Origin of the sequence: Terribacillus aidingensis, assembly GCF_040703035.1 — a bacterium.
Lineage (GTDB): Bacteria > Bacillota > Bacilli > Bacillales > Amphibacillaceae > Terribacillus.
Genome location: NZ_CP159996.1, coordinates 1,245,995 through 1,265,937, shown reverse-complemented (window position 1 = coordinate 1,265,937; position 19,943 = coordinate 1,245,995). Strand labels below are relative to the sequence as shown.

The following is a 19,943-nucleotide window of genomic DNA, read 5'->3' as shown; positions in this document are numbered from 1 at the left end:
CCCTTACTGTGCTGAACGCATGATTGCTTTTTGATCCTGATACTGAATATCGTAGATACGTTGGTATAAACCGCCATTTCGCAGGAGGAAATCATGCGTTCCCCGTTCCGCGATTTCACCTTCATCCAGCACTAGAATCTCATCGGCATGCTTAACTGATGATATACGATGGGCAATAATGAACGTTGTACGGTTCTTCATTACTTCCTTCAATGCTTTTTGTATCTTCACTTCTGTCTGCATATCAACGGCACTTGTCGCATCATCTAGAATCAATATGCTTGGATCGATCAGCAGTGCACGAGCAATTGCGATACGCTGCTTTTGGCCTCCAGACAGGCCCATCCCCCGTTCACCAAGCAGTGTGTCATACTGATCAGGCAGCTCCATGATAAAGTCGTGGGCTTGAGCTCGTTTAGCTGCATCCACGATTTGGTCGAAGCTCACATGATCCGGATTTCCGTAAGCAATATTCTCCTTGATTGTCGTAGAGAATAGAAATGCCTCTTGCAATACGAATCCAATATGCTGTCTCAGCGTTCTTAAATCATAATCCTGTACAGGCTTGCCATCTATGTAGATATCGCCTGATGTAGGTTCATAAAAACGGGTCATTAGCTGGGTGATACTTGTTTTTCCCGATCCAGTTCCGCCGACCAGACCGATAATTTTACCAGGGGGTGCATCGAAGCTGATATCCTTCAGAGCCATGTCATCATCCTTTGTGTACTGAAGAGAAACCCTATCAAAGGTTACATGCCCGTTGATCTTTGTTGTGCCAAGCGGCTGGTCCAGCTGTTTAATATCCTCTTTTGCTTCCAAAACTTCCAATAGTCTCTCCCCCGATGCCTTCGCTTGAGAGAACATATTGATTATGAAACCAAGGTTCGCGAGCGGCCCGAGGATATACGAAACAAGACTGAAGAAAGCGACAAGCGCGCCTAATTCCAGCTGCCCGGAAATCACAAGATATCCGCCATAAGAGATGAGGACAACCATGCAAATATTACCGATTAATTCCATGAGCGGAAAAAACTTTGCCCACACCTTTGAAGTGAAAATATAGTTGTCCCGATAGGTTGAATTATTATCTGTGAATCGATCAATCTCAAATTCCTCACGGGATAGGGATTTGACTGTATTCATCCCGCTAATATTTTCCTGCACACGTGTATTGAGCACACCAAGGGACGTTCTGATATTACGGAAAGCAGGATGAACTCGTCTGTCGAAACGATAGACAACCACTGCCAAGAACGGCATGGAAACCATCGTAACAAGTGCCAGCGGTATGCTATATGCGAACATGACAGCAAGACTGATCACGATCAGCAATACAACACGCAGGAACTGACCTACTCCTGCAGAAAGGAAAAAACGGATACCCTCTACATCCGCGGTCAACCGGGACATGAGATCTCCTGTGCGTGCGTTATCGTAATACGTGAAGCTCAGTCTCTGCAGTTTCTGATACAGACTATTCCGCATCTTGAATACAGTCTGAATACCGAATATATCTCCTAAATACTGCTGCAGGAAGTTTGCTATTCCTTTGATGATCATCAATAAGACGAATCCAACTGAGATAATTGGAATAAGATTGTACTGATTACCCAGTACTACGTCATCAATCGTAATTTGAAGTATGATTGGATAGACAACCGTAATGGCTGTCACAATGGCTATGAATAGAAGTGATAAGTAGAAGTTGCGCCGGTATGGCCAATAAAAGTCCTTCAATTTCTTGAATATATGCAAACCCTTCTCCCCCTCCAAGATTAGTCGCATGTTCTAATATATCGGGTTCCGAACTAATTTACCAGCTTAAATCAACGATTATTTAAAAAAGTTTGAATTTATGTTAAATAAAAAAAGCATCGTTTACACGATGCTTCGATAATGGTCTTGCAAGAATTGTACATAACGCTCCAAATCCTTTATCTGCTGAAAACTAGCTTGCGCCAACTGGCCACTTCCGCCGCCCTTGCCACCGAATTCAGAAAGAGATGTTCGGAATAAATTCCCGCTATGGAAATCATTCAACTTGTGAGTCATTACCAGTTTTCGCTCCGCTGTATCTGTCAATATGACAAACTTCTTGTCTGCTTCCAGCAGCTTGGCTGCCATTCGCTGCAAGGCCTTTATATTTTTCCCTTCATAGGAACGAACTACAAAAGGGGTTTCTGTCTGGATGAGCTCTTGTAATTCAAATGCCTCTAGTTTTCCTTCCAGCTCCTCCGCTCTTTTAAGAGCAGCTTGTAAATCAGCAGCTTGCTTCTGAATTCTGTCGAGAACTTCTTGGCTGTTTGTTTGGAATTGATCTGCAGCTTTTTCTACAATGCTAAACATAGTTCTTGTAGTTTCTAAGGCTCGTTTACCGCATTGGAAATAAATACGCTGTCCTTGCTTTTGTTTTTCGGTTTTAATGATTTTAATCAATCCTATTTGTCCAGTAGATGAGACATGTGTGCCACCGCAAGGATTATATTCGACACCATCAATCTCAACGATTCGAACGTCTTCGGTAACAGACGGCTGCTTGACAACAGGCAGTTCAGCCAGCTGTGCAGCTGTCACGTAGTAACTGGAAATCATGCGGTTATCATAAATTAGTTCATTCACCTTTTGTTCTGTCAATTGCAATTCAGCTTCCGTCAGTTTGTCACCAGGTAAATCAATTGTCACAGCTTCCTGGCCTAAATGAAAACCGATCGTTTGACGATCTAAGACGAGTCGAAAAGCAGCAGAAAGAAGGTGCTGTCCTGTATGCTGCTGCATCAATTCGAAGCGATGATCCCAATCTATCCGACATTCGACCCTACCTTTTATACTTGACTCCAGACCATAGTATGGTACTCCATCCTTGCTTTCGACAGCTTTGACTTCCAAATCTGCTATTGTACCGCTATCTGCAGGCTGGCCGCCGCCTCCAGGATAAAATGCTGTTTCCTTCAGCGAAACAAAATAACGTCCATCTTTTTCATATGTATCGTCAATTTCTGTTTCCCACTTTTCACAAAAAGCGTCTTCTCTGTATAGCAGCTTGCTCATATCGATCACCCTTTATTTTCTGATAGAGCAAGCTTACCATGAATCACTTGTAAGTAGAAATCCTGCTTTACTTTATCTTAAAGCATCCAGCTGATTGATCAGCATTGTCGTGAAATTACCGCCAGTCTGTACGTGTCGGATTCTTCCCTGTCTGTCCAGCAAGACAATACTTGGCAGCTTTTGTACTCTGAATGTATTTTTCATCTGATGCCTTTGATCGAGATAAACAGGAAGATCTATATTTTTTTGAAGTACATAGTCATATATTGTTTGTATATTCAAATCTGATGTTGAGCGAGGAACATGAACCAACATGATATCAAAAAACTGTTTTTCATATTTTGCAAAATCTAAGAAATCAGGCAGTTTTTCTTTACAGATTGTACAGCTGATTGACCAATAGTAAATAATAAGCGGCCTATTACCGGCTTGATGCTGAGGTGGATAAAGCCAATTTGCGTCATGCTGGTCGATTGCTTCTGGTAGTTGTGGTATCACGCTTACACGCCCTCCCTCTTGAGAACCTCATCGCCAGGCTGCCAATTCACGCCGCATGCCTCTCCTGTTTGAAGAGCCTCCAAAACACGCAGCAGTTCTGATGTCTCCCTGCCAACCAAATCCGCATGCATTAAATAATAACAAATCTCACCTTCCGGATTAACGATGATTGTAGCTCGTACAGAGGTGTAGCTTTTCCCATCCAGCACACCGTAAGCTTGAGACACATCACCTGTAAAATCAGAAGCTAACGGATACGTTACATCCTGTATTCCATTCTGGTCCCGTGGCGTTTTCTGCCATGCAGCGTGGGACATTAAACTATCTGTAGAAATAGCAACTACCTGTGCATCCAATTCACGGACTGTTTCAATCTGATCTGCTAAATCATTCAATTCAGTAGGACAAACTGTACTGAAATCACGAGGATAAAAAAAGAGCACAAGCCATTTATTATTATCGATATTCTGTTTTAAGCTGATGGTTGCTGTCTTGCCATCAGGCATGACAGCTGGCAGCTCGAATTGAGGTGCAGCACTCCCAATCATAGGCTCTCCCCCTTCACTAATACCTTTGTCACTATATGCTTATAAGCTGCATGTGTTACAGAACGTTTCATCATTTACTAGACAGGGTACTCTCCTAGGAGCAGATAATTGTAAAAGGAGACATGGTATGAACTTTCTAACAGACGGACTTCAATTCAACTACGATGGCTTGATCGAAAACGCCGTGTCAATCGGCCTGCAGCTGCTGCTTATACTTATCGGTTACTTCGTTTTACGAGCAATCGGTAAAAAACTGATCAGTACGAGCTTGAATAAAGCAAGTTCCAAACAGCGTATATCAACAAGCAGAATGATGACATTAGAAAAACTGCTTATCAATACATATGGGTATACCTTGATTTTCCTTCTCATTGTCATGGTATTTGGAGTATTCGACATTCAAATCGGCCCGTTGATAGCAGGAGCTGGGATTATCGGTCTTGCCATCGGATTCGGAGCCCAAGGTTTAGTGAGTGATGTCGTGACTGGATTCTTCATCCTTTTGGAGCGTCAAATCGAAGTTGGAGATGTTATTACTACATCAGGGTATAATGGTGTTGTAGAGGAAGTTGGATTACGGACGACACAGGTGAGAAGCTTTGATGGTACGTTGAATTTCATTCCGAACCGTAATATCAACGGTATAAGCAACCACTCGCGCGGAAATATGCGTGCTATGGTCGACATCGGCATCAGCTATGAAGATGATATTGATCATGCTCTAAGAGTGTTGCAGGAAATTTGTGCGACCTTCCAGCAAGACGAACGTTTCCGTGAAGGGCCAGATGTTATAGGTGTACAGGAACTGGGAGCATCAGAAATCACCTTGCGGATCATAGGTCACACAGCCAATATGGAACAATATGGCGCGGAACGCGATATGAAGAAAGCAATCAAAGAAGCCTTCGACAGTGAAGGCATCGAGATTCCTTATCCGCATCAAGTTTTTCTGCAGCGAAAAGAAGAAAGCGCAAAGCAATAAGCTTTGCGCTTTTCCTATGCGTGATTTATATAAGCCAAAACAGCTTCTACCCCATAGTTTAATGCCTGTTCATCAGGCTGCAACTTGCTATGGTGCAACCCATAAGGAGAATCGACTCCCAACCAAAACATAAAGCCAGGAATCTCCTTAAGCATATATCCAAAATCCTCTCCAGTCATTGCCGGCGGAGCTTCTTTATACGTTAAAGACGTTTTTTCTATAACTTCATGGAACGCTTCCACTTTAGTGCTTTCATTGTATACCTGGTAATAGTTCGAACCATAATCGATCTCGATTTGACAGTTGTGACTGATTTCCATTCCTCTTGCCTGCTGCTCAATATGCTGTTTCACCAAGTCGATAGCTTCCGGATCCATCGCTCTGATCGTTCCTTCCAAACGGGCAGTCTCCGCGATAGTATTCTGCACAAATCCGCTTTCCATCTTCCCGATTGTTATGACGGCACTTTGCAGCGGATCCAAATTACGCGCCACGATACCCTGCATATTCGTCACAAAAGTACTCGCCGCTACAACCATATCTTTCGTCAAGTGAGGATATGCAGCATGTCCGCCTTTTCCCTTGAAATCAAGAAACAGTTCGCTTGTATTAGCGAATAACAAGCCCGGTCTTGAGGAAACAGTACCTACTGGCAGCTCAGGAGCGATATGAAGTGCGAATATTTCATCCGGCCACCACTCTTTCAAAATACCGCTTTGCATAAGTGGCAGAGCTCCACCCGGACCTTCCTCTGCAGGCTGAAAAATAAATACAATGTTTTGCGCAGGCTGGTTTTTGGCACACGCAGTCAATGCTCCTAAAGCGATAGTCATATGCAGATCGTGCCCGCATGCATGCATGCGGCCTTCATGCTCCGATTGATATGGCAGTCCAGTAGCTTCGGTAATTGGCAGTCCATCAATATCCGTACGATAGGCGATTGTTTTTGATCCTGCAGAACCGGTCACTCTTACGACAATGCCAGTCCGCCATGTTTTTATTTCTAAATATTCCTGTGGAAGTCCGTGAATATAATCCAGCAAATATGCTTGTGTTTTTTCTTCCTGAAATCCAAGCTCAGGTATACGATGCAAATCCCGTCTGATTTGTATCAGTGTATCTTCCATGAAATCACCTGCTTTATTTGATAATAAAAAAAGGAGCAGCAGCTGCTCCTTTTCCTTGTTAGTTCAGTTTGCGAAGTTCCTGACGAATCTCTGTTTTTGATTTCGTCTGGTCATCGATTTCCTTCAATACACGCGCTGGTGTTCCGCCAACAAGTGTGTTTGGAGCTACATCTTCTGTCACGATTGCACCAGCAGCAACAATCGCTCCTTTTCCAACTGTAACGCCTTCCAATACAACAACATTGGCACCGATGACAACATCATCTTCGATTACAACTGGTTTCGCGGATGGTGGTTCAATAACACCCGCCAAGACAGTACCAGCTCCGATGTGGCAGTTCTTACCAACAGTTGCTCGTCCGCCCATTACAACGTTCATATCGATCATTGTACCTTCACCAATTACAGAACCGATGTTGATAGAAGCGCCCATCATGATTACTGCGCCATCACCGATTTCCACTTGGTCACGGATAACAACACCTGGCTCGATGCGGGCATTGATTCCTTTCAAGTCCAATAGAGGAATCGCGGAGTTACGGCGGTCATTCTCGATGACGTAATCCTCGATTGCTTCTGTATCTTTCAAAAAGCCTTCCAGCTCGCTCCATTCACCGAATAGAACTGCTGTGTTCGCTTCTGGGAAAGCTTTTACACTTTCTGGATAAGATAGCGTGTCCAGGCCTTTTCCTTTAACATATACTTTAACTGGTGTAGATTTTTTACTATTCGAAATGAAAGAGATGATTTCATTTGCGTCCATCATTTTCACGGTTTTTGCCTCCTATGTAACAACGTATGGAATTACTTTATCAAAACTTTTACTAATCAACAAGCTTTTTCACCATGCTTGGCTTTTCACCGAAGCACGTCCTCAGACATTGGTCTTATCGCCGGTTGGATGGTAATGCACTTGTTCGTGCAAATACCTGTTCATCTTTTTAAGAATCGCCCTTCGAGTCAGGATTCCCTCGAAGTACCCTTCCTCATCAAGCACACAAAGAAAAGCCTGATTCACTACAGCCTTCAATGCTGTCAGAAAAGAATCCGATTTCTTCAATACAGGTACATCTGTCAGCATCGTTTCCGACACTTTGATTTCAGAAAGCTTCTCCATCTCGAATCTCTCCATACCGAGAACTTCATTCAGGATTGCTGTCTTCGATATCATGCCCTGCAGTCTGTACGTATGATCAAGTACAGGAATGACGGAATAACCTGATTTAACAAGCACGAGCAAAGCGTGCTCCAGTGGATTATTCAATTGAACATGAGCAACTTTTTCAGACTCGACCATCAAGTCCTCAACCGTTATGCCGGTGAGTTCCTGCAACTCTAATTTTGCCATTCGATCTCTCCTTTTGTCAGCGGCAATAGAAGGAGGTCAATCACCTATACCAGTTTACCACAACCCACTGCCGCCTTCCAATTTCGACAACGTTTTCAATGTGTCACACTTGGGCAGCTGTACCATAAAATATTTCCAGGATTGATTCGGTTTTTATGGTGTAATGCTAGAAAAAGCTTTATACTGAAACAAAGCAGAAATGAGGTAAATAATTGGAAACTTATATTTTCACGAAAAAAGAAGAAACAGCCCACTCTATCACGCATGGGTTCGGGGCTTTACTGAGTATTGCAGCACTAGCGGTTGCAATTGTCTTGGCAAGCTTCACGAAGGATCCTTGGGTCATTGTATCTGTCACCATATATGGTACGACAATGCTGCTCATGTATCTCTCTTCGACAATCGTTCATGCTTTGCCAGAGGGAAAAGTGAAGGATATTTTCCAGATTATCGATCACGCAGCCATCTATCTTTTTATAGCTGGTACCTATACACCCTTATTGCTGATCAGCCTCAGAAGTTCGCTCGGATGGACGATTTTTGGCATCGTATGGGGAATTGCACTTGCAGGTATCATCTTCAAGATTTTCTTCGTCAAGAAATTTTTGATCATGTCTACAGTTTTCTATCTCTTGATGGGCTGGATGATCGTCCTAGTCTGGGAACCAATGCTTGCGGCGATGCCGCAACAGACGATTCTTTATCTGGCTGTTGGGGGCCTTTTCTATACAGTAGGTGCTGTGTTCTATGTTTGGCGAAAGATTCCCTACCATCACGTTGTATGGCATTTGTTTGTACTGGCGGGATCTGCGTTCCATTTTTTCGCCATTCTTTTCCTCATTTAAAGACAAAAAAGGCATTCTCCCCATTCATATAGGGAAGAGTGCCTTTATTAACGGATAAAAGAAGGTGCATGTTATGAAAAAGACTTGGATTTCAGCTGCTGCGGGGACAATCATTACCGGAGCTGGCCTTGGATATGTGTATGCACGGCATATAGAACCAGCAAAACTGGTAACTAAATCATATACACTTACTAGTGAAAGACTCCCGAAATCCTTCGATGGATTGAAAGTTGTTCAATTCAGTGATTTGCATTTAGGTTATCATTATTCCATTAGAAAGCTTAGACGTTTAGTTCGGCATATCCAGGAACAGCAAGCAGACGTCATTGTATTTACTGGCGATTTTGCTGATCGTCCGATCCGGCTGAAATGGAAGCAAGAGATTGTTGATTGCCTAACGACTCTTGAGGCGCCATTCGGAAAGTACTGGATTTATGGAAACCATGATTATCGTGACGAAAGTGAAGCAATTGTTGCGAAATATATGAAAGCAGGAGGATTCACCGCCCTGCATAATACAGCTACATTCCTAAAGCGCGGACAAGATCATATCGTGCTGGCTGGTATCGATGATGTCATACGGAGCACTCCGAACCTGCATGCGGCAACACGCCATAGCGATGAAGACTCTTTTACCATCTTGTTGGCACACGAACCTGATTTAGCTGAGAATGTCAGGCATTTGCCGGTAGACGTTCAATTATCCGGCCACTCTCATGGCGGCCAAGTAAGAATTCCTTTTTACGGTGAGGTAATAGTTCCTCCATATGGCAGACGATACGTGGATAGTCATTATGAAATCGGCACGCGGCCATTACATGTTTTCGTCTCCAGAGGTGTCGGTACAACTAGGATGCCTATTCGTTTTGCATGTCCGCCAGAAATATCAATACTTACCCTGAAGCATGGACAGAAGCATGTCGATCTTAAATAAGAAAGAGCTTGCCAACCGTACAGCTTTTCTGTACGATAGTACCATTCTCCGATAGGGTCAATTCCTGCAATAGGAGGTTTACTCGCATGAAAGTGAACTGGACATTAGAGGATATAGCAAAAGCGTTGTTCGTAGTCAATCGGCACGCAAAAACAGCTTCTGATCCAAGCCACTTATACCAACTAAAGAAACAAACAGTAGCGAAACTGCTGGAACAGAACAAAGCTAAGAAAATTGGCCTGCATTTCTCTGAACACCCAAAACTCAGCAGACAGCACTCTACTATGCTGGTACAAATAGCAGACTATTACTTTCATATCCCGGCTGCAAAGGAAGATTTCAAAACACTGCCGCATCTCGGAGAATTGGACAAGACTTTTCGGAATCCGAGACCAAACCTCTCCCTTTCCCAAGCAAAGCGGATCCTTTCCGGCTATTTGGATTTGCCACAGCAGGATATCAGACCAAAACAGCAGACACCTGTCAGCAGATCGGCATATTATACGCCATCCTCGCTTGGTCAGTTCACCTGGCCAGACAAGAAAAAGCGTCGCAGCTAAGCTGTACGCTTTTTCTTTTTATCTCCTAAAATAGCAGCTAACTTAATCAAGATAAGCATGCTGCAAATAAAGGTCATAACTAGAAGCAGTCTTCCTTCTAAATCCCACTCCAGCAAGTCATAGCGATGCAGATAGCTCAATGCAGCGTGCACACATAATACAGATAGTATGGAGTACCACTGCTTCCTCACCAGCCATCTGATACAGAAAAATATAACTGCAAAAACGGACAGAATGCTTAACAGTCCAACAATTGGTATAATCGTCATCACCATCCCTCCCTTACTTAGTTTCGACTAAAATTAATTTACCTAAACAAAAAGGAATCCCTTCGAATTGGTTGGGATTCCTTGTCCTCTTGCGCTATGGTATAATGTATCAATCGTTATTCCATGTGATCAGTCTGGATTCCATATCTATCATCCAGCGATTCTTCAATTTTAAGCATTGCCTGATCATCCTGTAATAACTCATTTTTGTTTTGCGTGATCAATTCTTCTAAAGAAAGCTTGCGGGGTCTCATCAGTCATTAGCCTCCCTAAATATTTTCCTTTAGCTATTCCCAATACTATCACGTTATAATCAAAATTGTTTGAACATTATGTTAAGAAAGTATGACAATGGAGGATTTCAGATGGAACATCTTATCAATCCACGCGTTACAAACATACAAATATCAGGCATTCGCCGCTTTTACAACTTGGTGGCAGATAAAGAGGATATGATCAGTCTGACAATTGGCCAGCCTGACTTTCCTACCCCGCTTCACGTCAAAGAAGCAGGAATCGAAGCAATCCGTTCTGATAAGACGACGTATACACCGAATGCAGGGCTATTACCTTTGCGGGAGGCAATCAGTGCATTTTACACAAAATATGCTCCAGTGTACAAAGCAACAGAAGAAATCATCGTCACTGTCGGGGCATCACAAGCAATTGATATTACCCTGCGAACTATCCTGCAGTCAGGGGATGAAGTAATCTTACCCGGTCCCGTTTATCCTGGATATGAGCCGCTTATCACATTAGCGGGAGGAACGCCGGTTCTTGCAGATACAACCGAGAATGGATTCAAGTTAACAGCGTCCATATTAAAACAGTATATTACACCAAAGACGAAATGCGTCATCCTTCCTTATCCATCCAACCCGACTGGTGTGACACTTACATATGAAGAACTGGAAGAGATTGCTGACTTTTTAGCCGACAAAGAGATATTCATATTGTCAGACGAAATCTACAGTGAGTTGACGTACGATGATGCTCATGTTTCGATTGCCAGCTTCCCGCAGGTAAGGGATAAGAGCGTCATTATTAATGGCTTGAGTAAATCCCATTCCATGACCGGCTGGCGAATCGGCTTTACATTGGCACCAGCGTGGCTGAGCACCCATATGCTCAAAGTTCATCAATACAACGCCACTTGTGCGACTTCCGTCAGCCAGTACGCAGCAATCGAAGCGCTGACGAATGGTCTGGGAGATCCCGTCAACATGCGCGATGCATATCGAGCGCGCAGGGATTACTGCTTGGAGCGATTGGAAAACATGGGTTTGACTGTTGAGAAACCAAATGGGGCGTTTTACATTTTCCCAAAATTCCCGATCAAGAGCATGACCTCATTGGAACTTGGTTTGGCACTAGTGGAAAAAGCAGGTCTTGCTATTGTACCAGGAGATGCATTTTCTCACCTTGGTGAAGGGTATATGCGGCTTTCTTATGCATACAGCATGGAGCTTCTCCAGGAAGGAATGGATCGTCTGGAGCGTTTCCTTTCTTCCAATAAATTGGCATAACAAAAGGACAGGTTCGGGACCTGTCCTTTTTATATCTTTCTTTTTGCTTCATATAGATTCAGCAGCTTGTCCAATTCCTGGCTTTTAGCAATTGATTCACTGCTTGTAAATCCTTTCTCAAATGCTACTTCCGCCATTTGCTCACGCAGTACCTCAATCTGCTGCGTCAGCCTGTTAAGATTGATTAGTTTGTTGGAATGCTGCAGACAATATCTGGCGTGTTCAGGCAATATCATTTGATCACCATTATCCCTCATTAGTTACAAATCTTTTCCATTACTTATCATGCCAAAAGATCGAATGAAAGTAAAGTTTATCAAGCACTTTTCACACTTTTTACATAAGTAACTGACACGTTTCCTCCTTCTCTCCTATCATTCGTCAATAGCTGATAGAACAAATTGTATCTTTAGGCTTACGAGCAAGCAGTCATTTCGTCTTTGTTGCGTATCCGCATAATACGAAACGGAAATAGTATTCGGAATTGGGCTAACGTCTATACCCCTTCACGCTCTGCGCCATATAGTAAGGTGTAAGCTTTAGGAGGTGAAACAGAATGGGTTACGGATACGGTGGCTTCGGCGGTTTCGGCGGAGGCGGTTACGGTGGCGGTTGTGAAAACAGCGGCGGCTACGGTGGCGGCTACGGCGGAGGTTGCGGCAACGGTTTTGCTTTGATCGTTGTACTTTTCATCTTGTTGATTATTGTTGGTGCAGCATTCTACTGCTAATTCAAACAGAAGAAAGACGGCATCTTAGGATGCCGTCTTTTTTTCATTAACCGATAATGATACGTTCTTTCGGATAGTGGAAGTTCGCTGTTTGCGAATTCCGCTGCAAGGAATACAAGAATGTCAGGATGCCGACTCTCCCAAGAAACATGAGCAGCATCAAAACAATTTTACTTGCATCACTCAACTCCGGTGTTATACCGAGACTTAAGCCGACCGTTCCGAATGCACTACATACTTCAAATAGCACTTCAGTAAGCGAAAAAGGCTCAATGGAGGCAAGAATCACAGCTGAGGTGAATACTAAAATCATTCCGAAGATCGTCACGTTGATTGCTTTGAATAAATCCTCCGGGTGAATCTCCCGCCGGAGGACCGTAATTTGTTTGTTCCCTCTGGCAAAGTGGTAAAGCGCAATGACCACTAATGCCAAGGTGGTAGTACGGATACCTCCTCCTGCGCTGCTTGGGGAAGCCCCGACAAACATTAGCGCAGACATGAACAGCTGATTCTGTTCAGTCAGCTGCGCGATATCCATTGTTGCAAGCCCTCCGCTTCGTGTGGTCACCGATTGGAAAAGCGAGTAAAACAATACTTCATGCCAGGATTTCCCGACGAAGAAGTTCCTGGAATCAAGCAATGCAATAATGATTGCACCAGCAAAAATAAGTACCATGAAAGTGATTGTTGTCAGCTTCGCGAACAAGGAAAATCGGATAAAAGCGCGCTCATCCTTCGAAGCAAACATATACTGCTTCACCTCGATCAGGACTGGAAAACCGATTGCACCCAGAACGATAAGCAGCATATGTACGAATTGCACAAAGTAATCATGCCGAAACGGAATGAGTGACTGTCCGGTTATATCGAAGCCTCCGTTTGTCGTAGCGCTTATTGAAGCAAAAAGCCCTTGAAAATAAGCTTCACCTGCCGTTGGGAAATACTGCAGATAATAAGTACCTAAAACTAGGAATCCAATCAATTCTATTGTCAGGACAACAACCAGAATTTGCCTCATAAGATTAACTGCTCCACGAAACGATACCTGATTCTGATCAACCATGATCAGTCTCCGTTCCTTGAAACCGATTTTCTTACCGAACAGCAGCCATACAAATGTTCCTAGTGTCATGACGCCAATTCCGCCCAGCTGCATCGTGAAAGCAATCAAAATGATGCCTGTTGTGTTGAAATATTCATGTATCGGAACAGAAGCAAGTCCGGTCACGCTGATGGCGCTGACAGCCGTAAATACTACGTCAACGAAGGAAATATTTGTTCCTTGTTTATGAGCCACCGGCAAAGCCAGTAAGCAGGTAGAAATCACTACTGCCGCTAAATAGAATAAGATGATCAATCTGGTTGGCGAAATGTTATTCAGCCATCGCCAACGCGGGTCATAAGTACGCATACAAGAACTCCTTTAAATGCACGTTTCAAATGTAGTCTATTATAGCAGGCATGATAGAGAATAGCTCGCATTTTCAAGCGCGCTCACTCTGTCGTTCCGGCTCCGCTTTTCAATATCTCTTCCTCTTCCATTCCTTCTTCCCGCATCCTTTTAATAGAAGCGAACAGTTCCATTTTTTCTTCCCTCGCCAGCGTGCCCTTCATGATTACATTTCCTTCTTCACCTAAATCATTCACTTCCTGTACTTGGACAAGGAACATAGCTGGACGGTTTTCTGGTTTCGTAATTCGGACCTGGGCAAGCAGTACTTTACGGTTTTCAGACAATACTTGTACACTTTCCAAATCTTTTTTTCCCAGTACCGCTTCCAGCACCCATTCGTTATCCTCTTCCTTATTGATGATTAAACCTTCGGATAGTTTCATTTCTTTCCCTTTTAAAGAACCTTGATCTGTCGGATATAGAGTAAGCTCTACCAGTTTGAATGTTTTCACAGATACCTCTCCTTTTAACATGTCCAATTATGTCTTTTTCTCTATCTTATCAGAACTTTTCCAATCCGTATGTATTGTCTGCAACGGATGTTTTCTATACGTAGTGCCAGGGTACAGAATTAGGATATTGCCAGGAAGGATGATACTATGCATAAACTGGATTTGATTGTAATAGGATCTGGCGTTAGTGGCCACAGCACGGCTTCAGCAGCCCGAAAAAAGGGCTGGACTGTGGCCGTTATTGATGATAAGCCATTTGGCGGTACATGTCCTCAATGGGGATGTGATCCGAAGAAAGTGCTGATAGAAACTGTCAGCATCCAGGATGCTTTTGATCGGATGAAGAATTATGGTTTGACTGGAAATGCACAGCTCGATTGGAGCAAGCTTCGCGAACACAAGGAGACGTTCACGGAACCTATTCCTAAATTGACAGCCGAGGAATTCAAAAATGACGGCATTGAGGTGTACCAAGGACACGCACAATTCATCGATGACCATACTGTACAGGTTAACGGAGAGAAACTACAGGCTTCTTATATTCTAATCGCTTCGGGAGCTTCCCCTGCTAAACTTCCCGTAGATGGATTTGAACACCTAGTTTCAAGCGATGCTTTTTTCGAACTTCATGAGCTTCCTCAGGAATTGGTGCTGATCGGTGGAGGATATATCAGTTTTGAATTCGCACATATTGCTGCACGCTTCAATAGAAAAGTAACACTCATTCAACGCGGGGAACGTCCATTGAAAGGATTCGACGAAGATGTCGTCAACCATTTGGTCGCTTACAGCAAAAAACTCGGTATCGATATTAGGACGAATACCGAACTGGAATCTGTTGAAAAACAAGGAAACAAATTCATCGTTTCCGTGCGTTGCGGAAACCAAACGGAAAAGATATCTGCTGATATTGTAATTCACGGCGCTGGCCGAACACCGAATGTGTTAGAAATGGGATTAGATCAGACTTCCATTTCCTATAGCAAGAAAGGCATCAAAGTAGATAAAAATCAGCAGAGTATATCTGCACCGCATATTTACGCTGCAGGTGATTGTGCAGATGATGGAAAGCTACCTCTTACACCGTTGGCTTCAGAAGCTGGAAGCCGTGCTATTCATCACATGCTGGAAGGGAAACAACAAGATGAATTCAATCATGTTCAACCTTCCATTGTTTATACGATTCCCGGAATTGCTTCAGTTGGCATTTCAGCTGACGAGGCGGCAAAAGCACTGGACAAATATACTGTCATAGAACAAGATTTGAGCTCTTTCTTTACAAACAAGATAACGAGGCTGGAGGAAGGATTCAGCAAGATCATTTTGGACAAGGAAAAACAGGTTATCGTCGGTGCACATATATTTGCTGCCCATGCTCAACACTTGATTAATGTTTTCACTTTGGCAATTGAAATGGAAGCACCTGTACAAATGCTGCAATCCTTGCTTTGGGCTTATCCGACTGCAGAGAGCGATATCCCAAGCATGCTTCAATAATAAATAAAAAACCGCCACATTTGGCGGTTTTCTCATGCTTTATAAGCTTTCACATAATATACTTCTTCATTTAAGTCCCCTTGAGATACTTCAAACCCTGCCTTCTTCAATTTGTCTGCAAGCAGATCTGCGCTGTGATCTCTACTGTAGCCGAGCGCTATCATAATACCTTTTTCAATAGTCACTCTGTACATTTCCGCCGCTGCCTGCTCTGGTTCATCTAAGCTATCCAGCACGAATGCTGCAAGTCCACGTTGAAAGGAAGCGTCGGGGAAATTAAGAAGCCTGTCTAATCCACTCGGCATCCGGTCGATATTCGTTAGTGTCTCTTCTTCTGCACGAAGTGCTAACTCTTCCAATAAAGTTTCATCTTTCTCAAGAGCTGTAACGCGATCCTTTGTTTTATGAGCAATAGGAATAACCAAATTACCATTACCAGCACCGAAAACTATCACTTTTTCTCCGCCCTCTATTTCCAATAGCTCTAGCACTTCTGCTGCGGAAACTTCTGTTGTCTTATTCACCATATGACTCTCTCCTTTTGAATCAATTAGTTCTGTATTGCCCTTATAATACAAAGCTAAACGTATCTCCCCTATGCTCTCACGGATTAACATTTTCTATCCTTCATTTAAAAAGGACAGCTGAAACATCCAGCTGTCCTTTCAACACGTATATTTATCAGTTTGAACTTTTCGGTCAATAAAAGCACATAGATCTCCTATTTTAGGAAAGCGTTCAAATTCCATATTGGCAGGATTTTCAGCATCAATCAGCGGGATATCCCAATAACGCAGCAAGTCATAATAACTTTTCAAAAAAAGTTCGCGATTCCCATTGAATATCTTATACAGATCGGAATCTGTCGTTTTAAAAGCATACTCAGGAAGTAGATTCTCTGTATGCTTGTCCACATATTTAACGACAGTCAAATATATTTCGTATTCAATACCTTTCATTTTGGCAACCTGACATAAGCATTTTTTAGTCTTAAATTGGTCCAAATCAATGATATCTGCCATATTGTTTCCTCCTCACCAGGACTGGAAACTTCGATTTACATTCAGTTTATCACAACCCACAGCGTCTGTAAGCCGAATATCAGACAATAGACATACTATATTGATTATTTGCAATTATTATTGTTGGTTTTATTTTCTAGCCAGCGGGTAGACATTTAGTACATCAAATTAGCTAAAAAAGGAGAATTCAACATGAAACCATATTTAAAAGAGTACACGAACGATGAAAAGCTGCAAGAAGACATTCAACTTTTAAGCACAAAAGGCGTAAACAAAGATAACATCTATGTATTGTCACATGATGATGACAGAACAAAACGTGTATCCAGTAAAGTGGATGCCAACACGATTGGATTATCCGAGATGGGAGCTAAAAGTGCTGTTGGCAGCATGTTCAGTAAACAAGGCGATGAACTTCGTGCAAAATTGAAAGAAATCGGTTTTTCCCAAGAAGAAGCCGAGGATTTTGAAGAGGATCTTGATGAAGGTAAAATCTTTTTGATTGTAACTGAAACAGATAACGTCGAAGGCTTGCTTATCTAAATGAAAAGGCACTGTCATGAGACAGTGCCTTTTCTTATTTTTTCGGTAAGATAAGTTTTGGCTGAGCCAAAACGAGAATGAGAATAACTATAATACTAGCTATAAAGCTTGGCAGCAGGTAAGAGCCATTGTATATGAGCGAGTACGCCCAAACAGTTTGTCCTGGTGCAGCTGCAGATCCGAAGAAGACCATTCCACCTACAAAATGTGCTGCAAACCGACCTATACTGCCAATCAATGTTCCGATGATCAACATTCCTACAAGCTTTGTGCGGTTATTTTCTTTTGCAGCCTTACGAGCGGATCCAGCTGTGACAGCTGCCAGCCCAACTAGAGTGAAGGCTAGAGGATAGTCCATAAAACCTTGGACAACATGTATTATATAAGGACCGGTAACTAATTGCAGCAGCCCGACTACTAATCCTGTTGTAAGTCCGCCTTTCCATCCCCACCGGAATGCCATTAAGAAAATTGGTACTATCTGCAAGGAGATACTCCCTCCCTGCGCCCATGCTTTAAATGAAAATAAGTCCAATACGAATGCAAGTGCGGCGAATATTGCCACCTCTACTAAAAATAAAACCCTGCTTCTTGATTGCATATTTTTCTCCCCTAATAAAGAATGCAACAAAAAAACAATGCTGCAGCGGGATCCTTCCGATGGCCCAATGTGCATTGTTTCCCCATCAAAGAAGCTACATCCCTACGCGAGTGCTAACTCACAGGTTCGAAGGGTCTGGACATACGTCCATCTCAGCCGAAATGGCTCCCCCTGCAGGCTTTTTTGTACCGTTTTGTTTTCTGTTGTCCATCTATTATATAGAAAAATGACATCGTTAGCAATAATTAATAATATTTCCTATAAGTGAAATATTACCCAAGTGCAAATTTTAGCAATTTTATTACTTTTACTTCATCTAACGAAATTGTTTGAATTCGAGAAAAACTATGACGTATAATGGACAATGTTCTTTAAAAAGGGAGGATTTAAAATGGATACACCAGCTACAATCCCACAAGGGAAGAAGCATCCAAAGGGATTGTATCTTCTCTTCTTCACCGAAATGTGGGAAAGATATAGCTACTATGGTATGCGTGCAGTTTTAATGCTTTACTTAACTGCTGCAGCAATAAGCGGCGGATTGGGCATGAATACGCAGCAAGCTGCATTAATTTATGGTTTGTACACAGGAATTATATACTTTACGCCAATTATTGGCGGTTACTTGACTGACAAGTATATCGGCCTACGTACCGCTATCACTATTGGTGGCGTAACAATGGCGATCGGAGATTTCACAATATTCCTATTCAACAATCAGTGGGGATTATATATTGGTATGTTGTTCCTAATAATTGGTAACGGCTTTTTCAAACCGAATATCTCAACACATGTTGGTGAGTTGTATCATCCGATGGATAAACGTAAAGATGCTGCATTTACCATCTTCTACATGGGTATCAACATCGGTGCATTCTTCTCTCCTCTAATTGCAGGATTCCTTGCTGAGGATCTATTCCATACAACTGATGCTGCTGGAATTGAACACTTTGGCTTCAAATGGGCATTCTTGGCATCTTCTATTGGTATGGTTATCGGTCAGTTGATCTTTAGCTTGTTAGGTAAGCGTTATTTAGGTGATATTGGCACAAAACCTGCACGTACTAATATAGCTGCGGGAAGCGTTCCAGCAAAAATGACAGCTGCTGATAAGAAGCGGACAGGTGCAGTACTGATTCTAGCTGTATTCATCATCTTCTTCTGGGCTGGCTTCGAACAAGCTGGTACTTCCTTAACACTATATACGAGAGATTTTATTGATCGAAGTATTGGCGGTTATACGATACCTGTTTCCTGGTTCCAATCTGTGAATCCATTGTTCATTGTCCTCCTTGCACCAATCATATCTGCTATTTGGTTGAAACTTAGTAAATCAAAACGCGGTGATTTGCGCACAACGACGAAAATGTCCATGGGTATGATTCTTTTGGGATTAGGGTTTATGATTTTAGTACCAGCAGTGCTTTATACAGGCAGTGACGAAGGGAATATCGTTCACAGAGCTAATATTCTATTCATCGTCTTCACTTATCTGTTCCATACGTTAGGTGAACTATGTCTGTCACCCGTTGGGCTATCGATGGTAAGTCGAGTAGCACCAGTGAAAATCGCTTCTCTATTGATGGGTGTCTGGATGGCCGCAACTGGTATTGCCAGCCTTATCGCTGGACAGCTTGCTGCATTGACAGAATCACTTGGTTATGTCGAGATCTTCAGTATAATTGGTGCAGTCGCTATCGTAGTAGGTTTGATCCTGCTAGCAGTCTCCAAAAAACTGCAATCCATGTTGGATGCGCGTGACTAATCCAAAAAACACAGTTCCTCCAAGGAACTGTGTTTTTTATATGTATTCTCTTTCTTTCCCTATGTAAACAGCTTGCGAACTGTTCTGAGTTCCAAGCTTATTCAGAAGTTCCGTCAAACAGTTCTGGATGGTGCATGCTGATAAGGACAGTTTAACTTCAACGAACTTTCATGAAAAAAGACCACTTCAGTA

General features: G+C 42.7%; 23 protein-coding genes, 1 pseudogene and 1 riboswitch. Of the genes and pseudogenes, 9 read left to right on the top strand and 15 right to left on the bottom strand.

The features are described 5' to 3' along the window. Window positions 1-3 precede the first annotated feature (3 nt). The 4 genes from ABXS78_RS06810 to ABXS78_RS06795 form a co-directional block, all read right to left on the bottom strand. The gene (locus ABXS78_RS06810; protein WP_366249464.1) at window positions 4-1,758 is read right to left on the bottom strand and encodes an ABC transporter ATP-binding protein; all 1,755 of its coding nucleotides are present in this window, start codon (window positions 1,756-1,758) and stop codon (window positions 4-6) included. A 123-nt stretch (window positions 1,759-1,881) separates the two neighbouring features. Then, the gene (locus ABXS78_RS06805) at window positions 1,882-3,051 is read right to left on the bottom strand and encodes a DHHA1 domain-containing protein (protein WP_366249463.1); all 1,170 of its coding nucleotides are present in this window, start codon (window positions 3,049-3,051) and stop codon (window positions 1,882-1,884) included. A gap of 72 nt (window positions 3,052-3,123) precedes the next feature. Next, window positions 3,124-3,549, bottom strand: a complete 426-nt coding sequence (locus ABXS78_RS06800) for a TlpA disulfide reductase family protein (protein ID WP_366249462.1) — start codon at window positions 3,547-3,549, stop codon at window positions 3,124-3,126. Window positions 3,550-3,551: 2 nt separating this feature from the next. Beyond that, on the bottom strand, window positions 3,552-4,097 hold the full coding sequence (locus ABXS78_RS06795; protein WP_366249461.1) for a peroxiredoxin: 546 nt from the start codon (window positions 4,095-4,097) through the stop codon (window positions 3,552-3,554). Between the two features lie 127 nt (window positions 4,098-4,224). Between ABXS78_RS06795 and ABXS78_RS06790 the strand changes: the two genes are divergently transcribed. Next, window positions 4,225-5,079 carry a mechanosensitive ion channel family protein gene (locus ABXS78_RS06790; RefSeq protein WP_366249460.1) on the top strand — a complete coding sequence of 285 codons (855 nt, stop codon included), beginning with the start codon at window positions 4,225-4,227 and terminating at the stop codon, window positions 5,077-5,079. Between the two features lie 14 nt (window positions 5,080-5,093). Here the strand turns inward: ABXS78_RS06790 and ABXS78_RS06785 are convergent, their stop codons facing one another. The 3 genes from ABXS78_RS06785 to cbpB all read right to left on the bottom strand — a co-directional run bounded on the left by ABXS78_RS06785 (window position 5,094) and on the right by cbpB (window position 7,554). Next, a complete protein-coding gene (locus ABXS78_RS06785; RefSeq protein ID WP_366249459.1) occupies window positions 5,094-6,206 on the bottom strand; it encodes an N-acetyldiaminopimelate deacetylase in 1,113 nt (370 codons plus the stop codon). A 58-nt stretch (window positions 6,207-6,264) separates the two neighbouring features. Then, entirely contained in the window at window positions 6,265-6,978 is a 714-nt protein-coding gene (gene dapD / locus ABXS78_RS06780; protein WP_366249458.1) for a 2,3,4,5-tetrahydropyridine-2,6-dicarboxylate N-acetyltransferase, read from the bottom strand. 102 nt (window positions 6,979-7,080) lie between these two features. After that, complete coding sequence (gene cbpB, locus ABXS78_RS06775; protein WP_366249457.1) at window positions 7,081-7,554, bottom strand: cyclic-di-AMP-binding protein CbpB; 474 nt, start codon at window positions 7,552-7,554, stop codon at window positions 7,081-7,083. Between the two features lie 212 nt (window positions 7,555-7,766). On the opposite strand from cbpB, the gene ABXS78_RS06770 reads away from it, so the two are divergent. The 3 genes from ABXS78_RS06770 (at window position 7,767) to ABXS78_RS06760 (ending at window position 9,893) form a co-directional block, all read left to right on the top strand. After that, window positions 7,767-8,399, top strand: coding sequence for a hemolysin III family protein (locus ABXS78_RS06770; protein WP_366249456.1), 633 nt, complete (start codon window positions 7,767-7,769; stop codon window positions 8,397-8,399). A 73-nt stretch (window positions 8,400-8,472) separates the two neighbouring features. After that, window positions 8,473-9,333 carry a metallophosphoesterase gene (locus tag ABXS78_RS06765; protein ID WP_366249455.1) on the top strand — a complete coding sequence of 287 codons (861 nt, stop codon included), beginning with the start codon at window positions 8,473-8,475 and terminating at the stop codon, window positions 9,331-9,333. Between the two features lie 86 nt (window positions 9,334-9,419). Next, a complete protein-coding gene (locus tag ABXS78_RS06760) occupies window positions 9,420-9,893 on the top strand; it encodes a YkyB family protein (RefSeq protein ID WP_095222966.1) in 474 nt (157 codons plus the stop codon). Here the strand turns inward: ABXS78_RS06760 and ABXS78_RS06755 are convergent. Further along, window positions 9,890-10,162, bottom strand: coding sequence for a hypothetical protein (locus tag ABXS78_RS06755; RefSeq protein ID WP_366249454.1), 273 nt, complete (start codon window positions 10,160-10,162; stop codon window positions 9,890-9,892). The genes ABXS78_RS06760 and ABXS78_RS06755 overlap by 4 nt on opposite strands. A gap of 116 nt (window positions 10,163-10,278) precedes the next feature. Then, entirely contained in the window at window positions 10,279-10,416 is a 138-nt protein-coding gene (locus ABXS78_RS06750) for an FbpB family small basic protein (RefSeq protein ID WP_095222964.1), read from the bottom strand. A 111-nt stretch (window positions 10,417-10,527) separates the two neighbouring features. Here ABXS78_RS06750 and ABXS78_RS06745 point away from each other — a divergent pair, with 111 nt between their 5' ends. Beyond that, window positions 10,528-11,688 carry an aminotransferase A gene (locus ABXS78_RS06745; protein ID WP_366249453.1) on the top strand — a complete coding sequence of 387 codons (1,161 nt, stop codon included), beginning with the start codon at window positions 10,528-10,530 and terminating at the stop codon, window positions 11,686-11,688. 29 nt (window positions 11,689-11,717) lie between these two features. Here ABXS78_RS06745 and ABXS78_RS06740 read toward each other — a convergent pair whose 3' ends face one another. After that, window positions 11,718-11,945, bottom strand: coding sequence for an aspartyl-phosphate phosphatase Spo0E family protein (locus tag ABXS78_RS06740; protein WP_306452922.1), 228 nt, complete (start codon window positions 11,943-11,945; stop codon window positions 11,718-11,720). Window positions 11,946-12,337: 392 nt separating this feature from the next. Here ABXS78_RS06740 and ABXS78_RS06735 point away from each other — a divergent pair. Then, a pseudogene (locus tag ABXS78_RS06735) lies at window positions 12,338-12,418 on the top strand (YjcZ family sporulation protein); the annotation flags it as partial. A gap of 46 nt (window positions 12,419-12,464) precedes the next feature. Here ABXS78_RS06735 and ABXS78_RS06730 read toward each other — a convergent pair. Beyond that, complete coding sequence (locus tag ABXS78_RS06730; protein ID WP_095222961.1) at window positions 12,465-13,829, bottom strand: TrkH family potassium uptake protein; 1,365 nt, start codon at window positions 13,827-13,829, stop codon at window positions 12,465-12,467. A gap of 83 nt (window positions 13,830-13,912) precedes the next feature. Next, window positions 13,913-14,323: a YwpF family protein gene (locus ABXS78_RS06725; protein WP_366249452.1), complete on the bottom strand. Its 411-nt coding sequence runs from the start codon at window positions 14,321-14,323 to the stop codon at window positions 13,913-13,915. A 147-nt stretch (window positions 14,324-14,470) separates the two neighbouring features. Here ABXS78_RS06725 and ABXS78_RS06720 point away from each other — a divergent pair, with 147 nt between their 5' ends. Beyond that, on the top strand, window positions 14,471-15,820 hold the full coding sequence (locus ABXS78_RS06720; protein ID WP_366249451.1) for an NAD(P)/FAD-dependent oxidoreductase: 1,350 nt from the start codon (window positions 14,471-14,473) through the stop codon (window positions 15,818-15,820). A gap of 32 nt (window positions 15,821-15,852) precedes the next feature. Here the strand turns inward: ABXS78_RS06720 and ABXS78_RS06715 are convergent, their stop codons facing one another. Together ABXS78_RS06715 and ABXS78_RS06710 are read right to left on the bottom strand one after the other, a co-directional pair. Further along, entirely contained in the window at window positions 15,853-16,347 is a 495-nt protein-coding gene (locus tag ABXS78_RS06715) for a methyltransferase domain-containing protein (RefSeq protein ID WP_176465724.1), read from the bottom strand. Between the two features lie 138 nt (window positions 16,348-16,485). After that, entirely contained in the window at window positions 16,486-16,842 is a 357-nt protein-coding gene (locus ABXS78_RS06710; protein WP_366249450.1) for a hypothetical protein, read from the bottom strand. 192 nt (window positions 16,843-17,034) lie between these two features. Between ABXS78_RS06710 and ABXS78_RS06705 the strand changes: the two genes are divergently transcribed. Beyond that, entirely contained in the window at window positions 17,035-17,385 is a 351-nt protein-coding gene (locus ABXS78_RS06705) for a general stress protein (RefSeq protein ID WP_095217459.1), read from the top strand. 34 nt (window positions 17,386-17,419) lie between these two features. On the opposite strand, the gene thiT is transcribed toward ABXS78_RS06705, so the two are convergent. Further along, a complete protein-coding gene (thiT, locus tag ABXS78_RS06700; RefSeq protein ID WP_366249449.1) occupies window positions 17,420-17,986 on the bottom strand; it encodes an energy-coupled thiamine transporter ThiT in 567 nt (188 codons plus the stop codon). Window positions 17,987-18,068: 82 nt separating this feature from the next. Next, window positions 18,069-18,168, bottom strand: a riboswitch (TPP riboswitch). 209 nt (window positions 18,169-18,377) lie between these two features. Here thiT and ABXS78_RS06695 point away from each other — a divergent pair. Next, a complete protein-coding gene (locus ABXS78_RS06695) occupies window positions 18,378-19,751 on the top strand; it encodes a peptide MFS transporter (RefSeq protein ID WP_366249448.1) in 1,374 nt (457 codons plus the stop codon). The last annotated feature ends 192 nt before the right edge of the window (window positions 19,752-19,943 follow it).

What these genes read in the sequence shown, in the direction of transcription:
- ABXS78_RS06750 (WP_095222964.1), bottom strand. Translation starts at nt 10,416, where the DNA reads ATGAGACCCCGCAAGCTTTCTTTAGAAGAATTGATCACGCAAAACAAA.
- ABXS78_RS06705 (WP_095217459.1), top strand. Translation starts at nt 17,035, where the DNA reads ATGAAACCATATTTAAAAGAGTACACGAACGATGAAAAGCTGCAAGAA.
- ABXS78_RS06695 (WP_366249448.1), top strand. Translation starts at nt 18,378, where the DNA reads ATGGATACACCAGCTACAATCCCACAAGGGAAGAAGCATCCAAAGGGA.
- ABXS78_RS06765 (WP_366249455.1), top strand. Translation starts at nt 8,473, where the DNA reads ATGAAAAAGACTTGGATTTCAGCTGCTGCGGGGACAATCATTACCGGA.
- ABXS78_RS06710 (WP_366249450.1), bottom strand. Translation starts at nt 16,842, where the DNA reads ATGGCAGATATCATTGATTTGGACCAATTTAAGACTAAAAAATGCTTA.
- ABXS78_RS06755 (WP_366249454.1), bottom strand. Translation starts at nt 10,162, where the DNA reads ATGACGATTATACCAATTGTTGGACTGTTAAGCATTCTGTCCGTTTTT.
- ABXS78_RS06785 (WP_366249459.1), bottom strand. Translation starts at nt 6,206, where the DNA reads ATGGAAGATACACTGATACAAATCAGACGGGATTTGCATCGTATACCT.
- ABXS78_RS06745 (WP_366249453.1), top strand. Translation starts at nt 10,528, where the DNA reads ATGGAACATCTTATCAATCCACGCGTTACAAACATACAAATATCAGGC.
- ABXS78_RS06715 (WP_176465724.1), bottom strand. Translation starts at nt 16,347, where the DNA reads ATGGTGAATAAGACAACAGAAGTTTCCGCAGCAGAAGTGCTAGAGCTA.
- ABXS78_RS06740 (WP_306452922.1), bottom strand. Translation starts at nt 11,945, where the DNA reads ATGAGGGATAATGGTGATCAAATGATATTGCCTGAACACGCCAGATAT.
- ABXS78_RS06790 (WP_366249460.1), top strand. Translation starts at nt 4,225, where the DNA reads ATGAACTTTCTAACAGACGGACTTCAATTCAACTACGATGGCTTGATC.
- ABXS78_RS06805 (WP_366249463.1), bottom strand. Translation starts at nt 3,051, where the DNA reads ATGAGCAAGCTGCTATACAGAGAAGACGCTTTTTGTGAAAAGTGGGAA.
- cbpB (WP_366249457.1), bottom strand. Translation starts at nt 7,554, where the DNA reads ATGGCAAAATTAGAGTTGCAGGAACTCACCGGCATAACGGTTGAGGAC.
- ABXS78_RS06730 (WP_095222961.1), bottom strand. Translation starts at nt 13,829, where the DNA reads ATGCGTACTTATGACCCGCGTTGGCGATGGCTGAATAACATTTCGCCA.
- ABXS78_RS06720 (WP_366249451.1), top strand. Translation starts at nt 14,471, where the DNA reads ATGCATAAACTGGATTTGATTGTAATAGGATCTGGCGTTAGTGGCCAC.
- ABXS78_RS06760 (WP_095222966.1), top strand. Translation starts at nt 9,420, where the DNA reads ATGAAAGTGAACTGGACATTAGAGGATATAGCAAAAGCGTTGTTCGTA.
- thiT (WP_366249449.1), bottom strand. Translation starts at nt 17,986, where the DNA reads ATGCAATCAAGAAGCAGGGTTTTATTTTTAGTAGAGGTGGCAATATTC.
- ABXS78_RS06795 (WP_366249461.1), bottom strand. Translation starts at nt 4,097, where the DNA reads ATGATTGGGAGTGCTGCACCTCAATTCGAGCTGCCAGCTGTCATGCCT.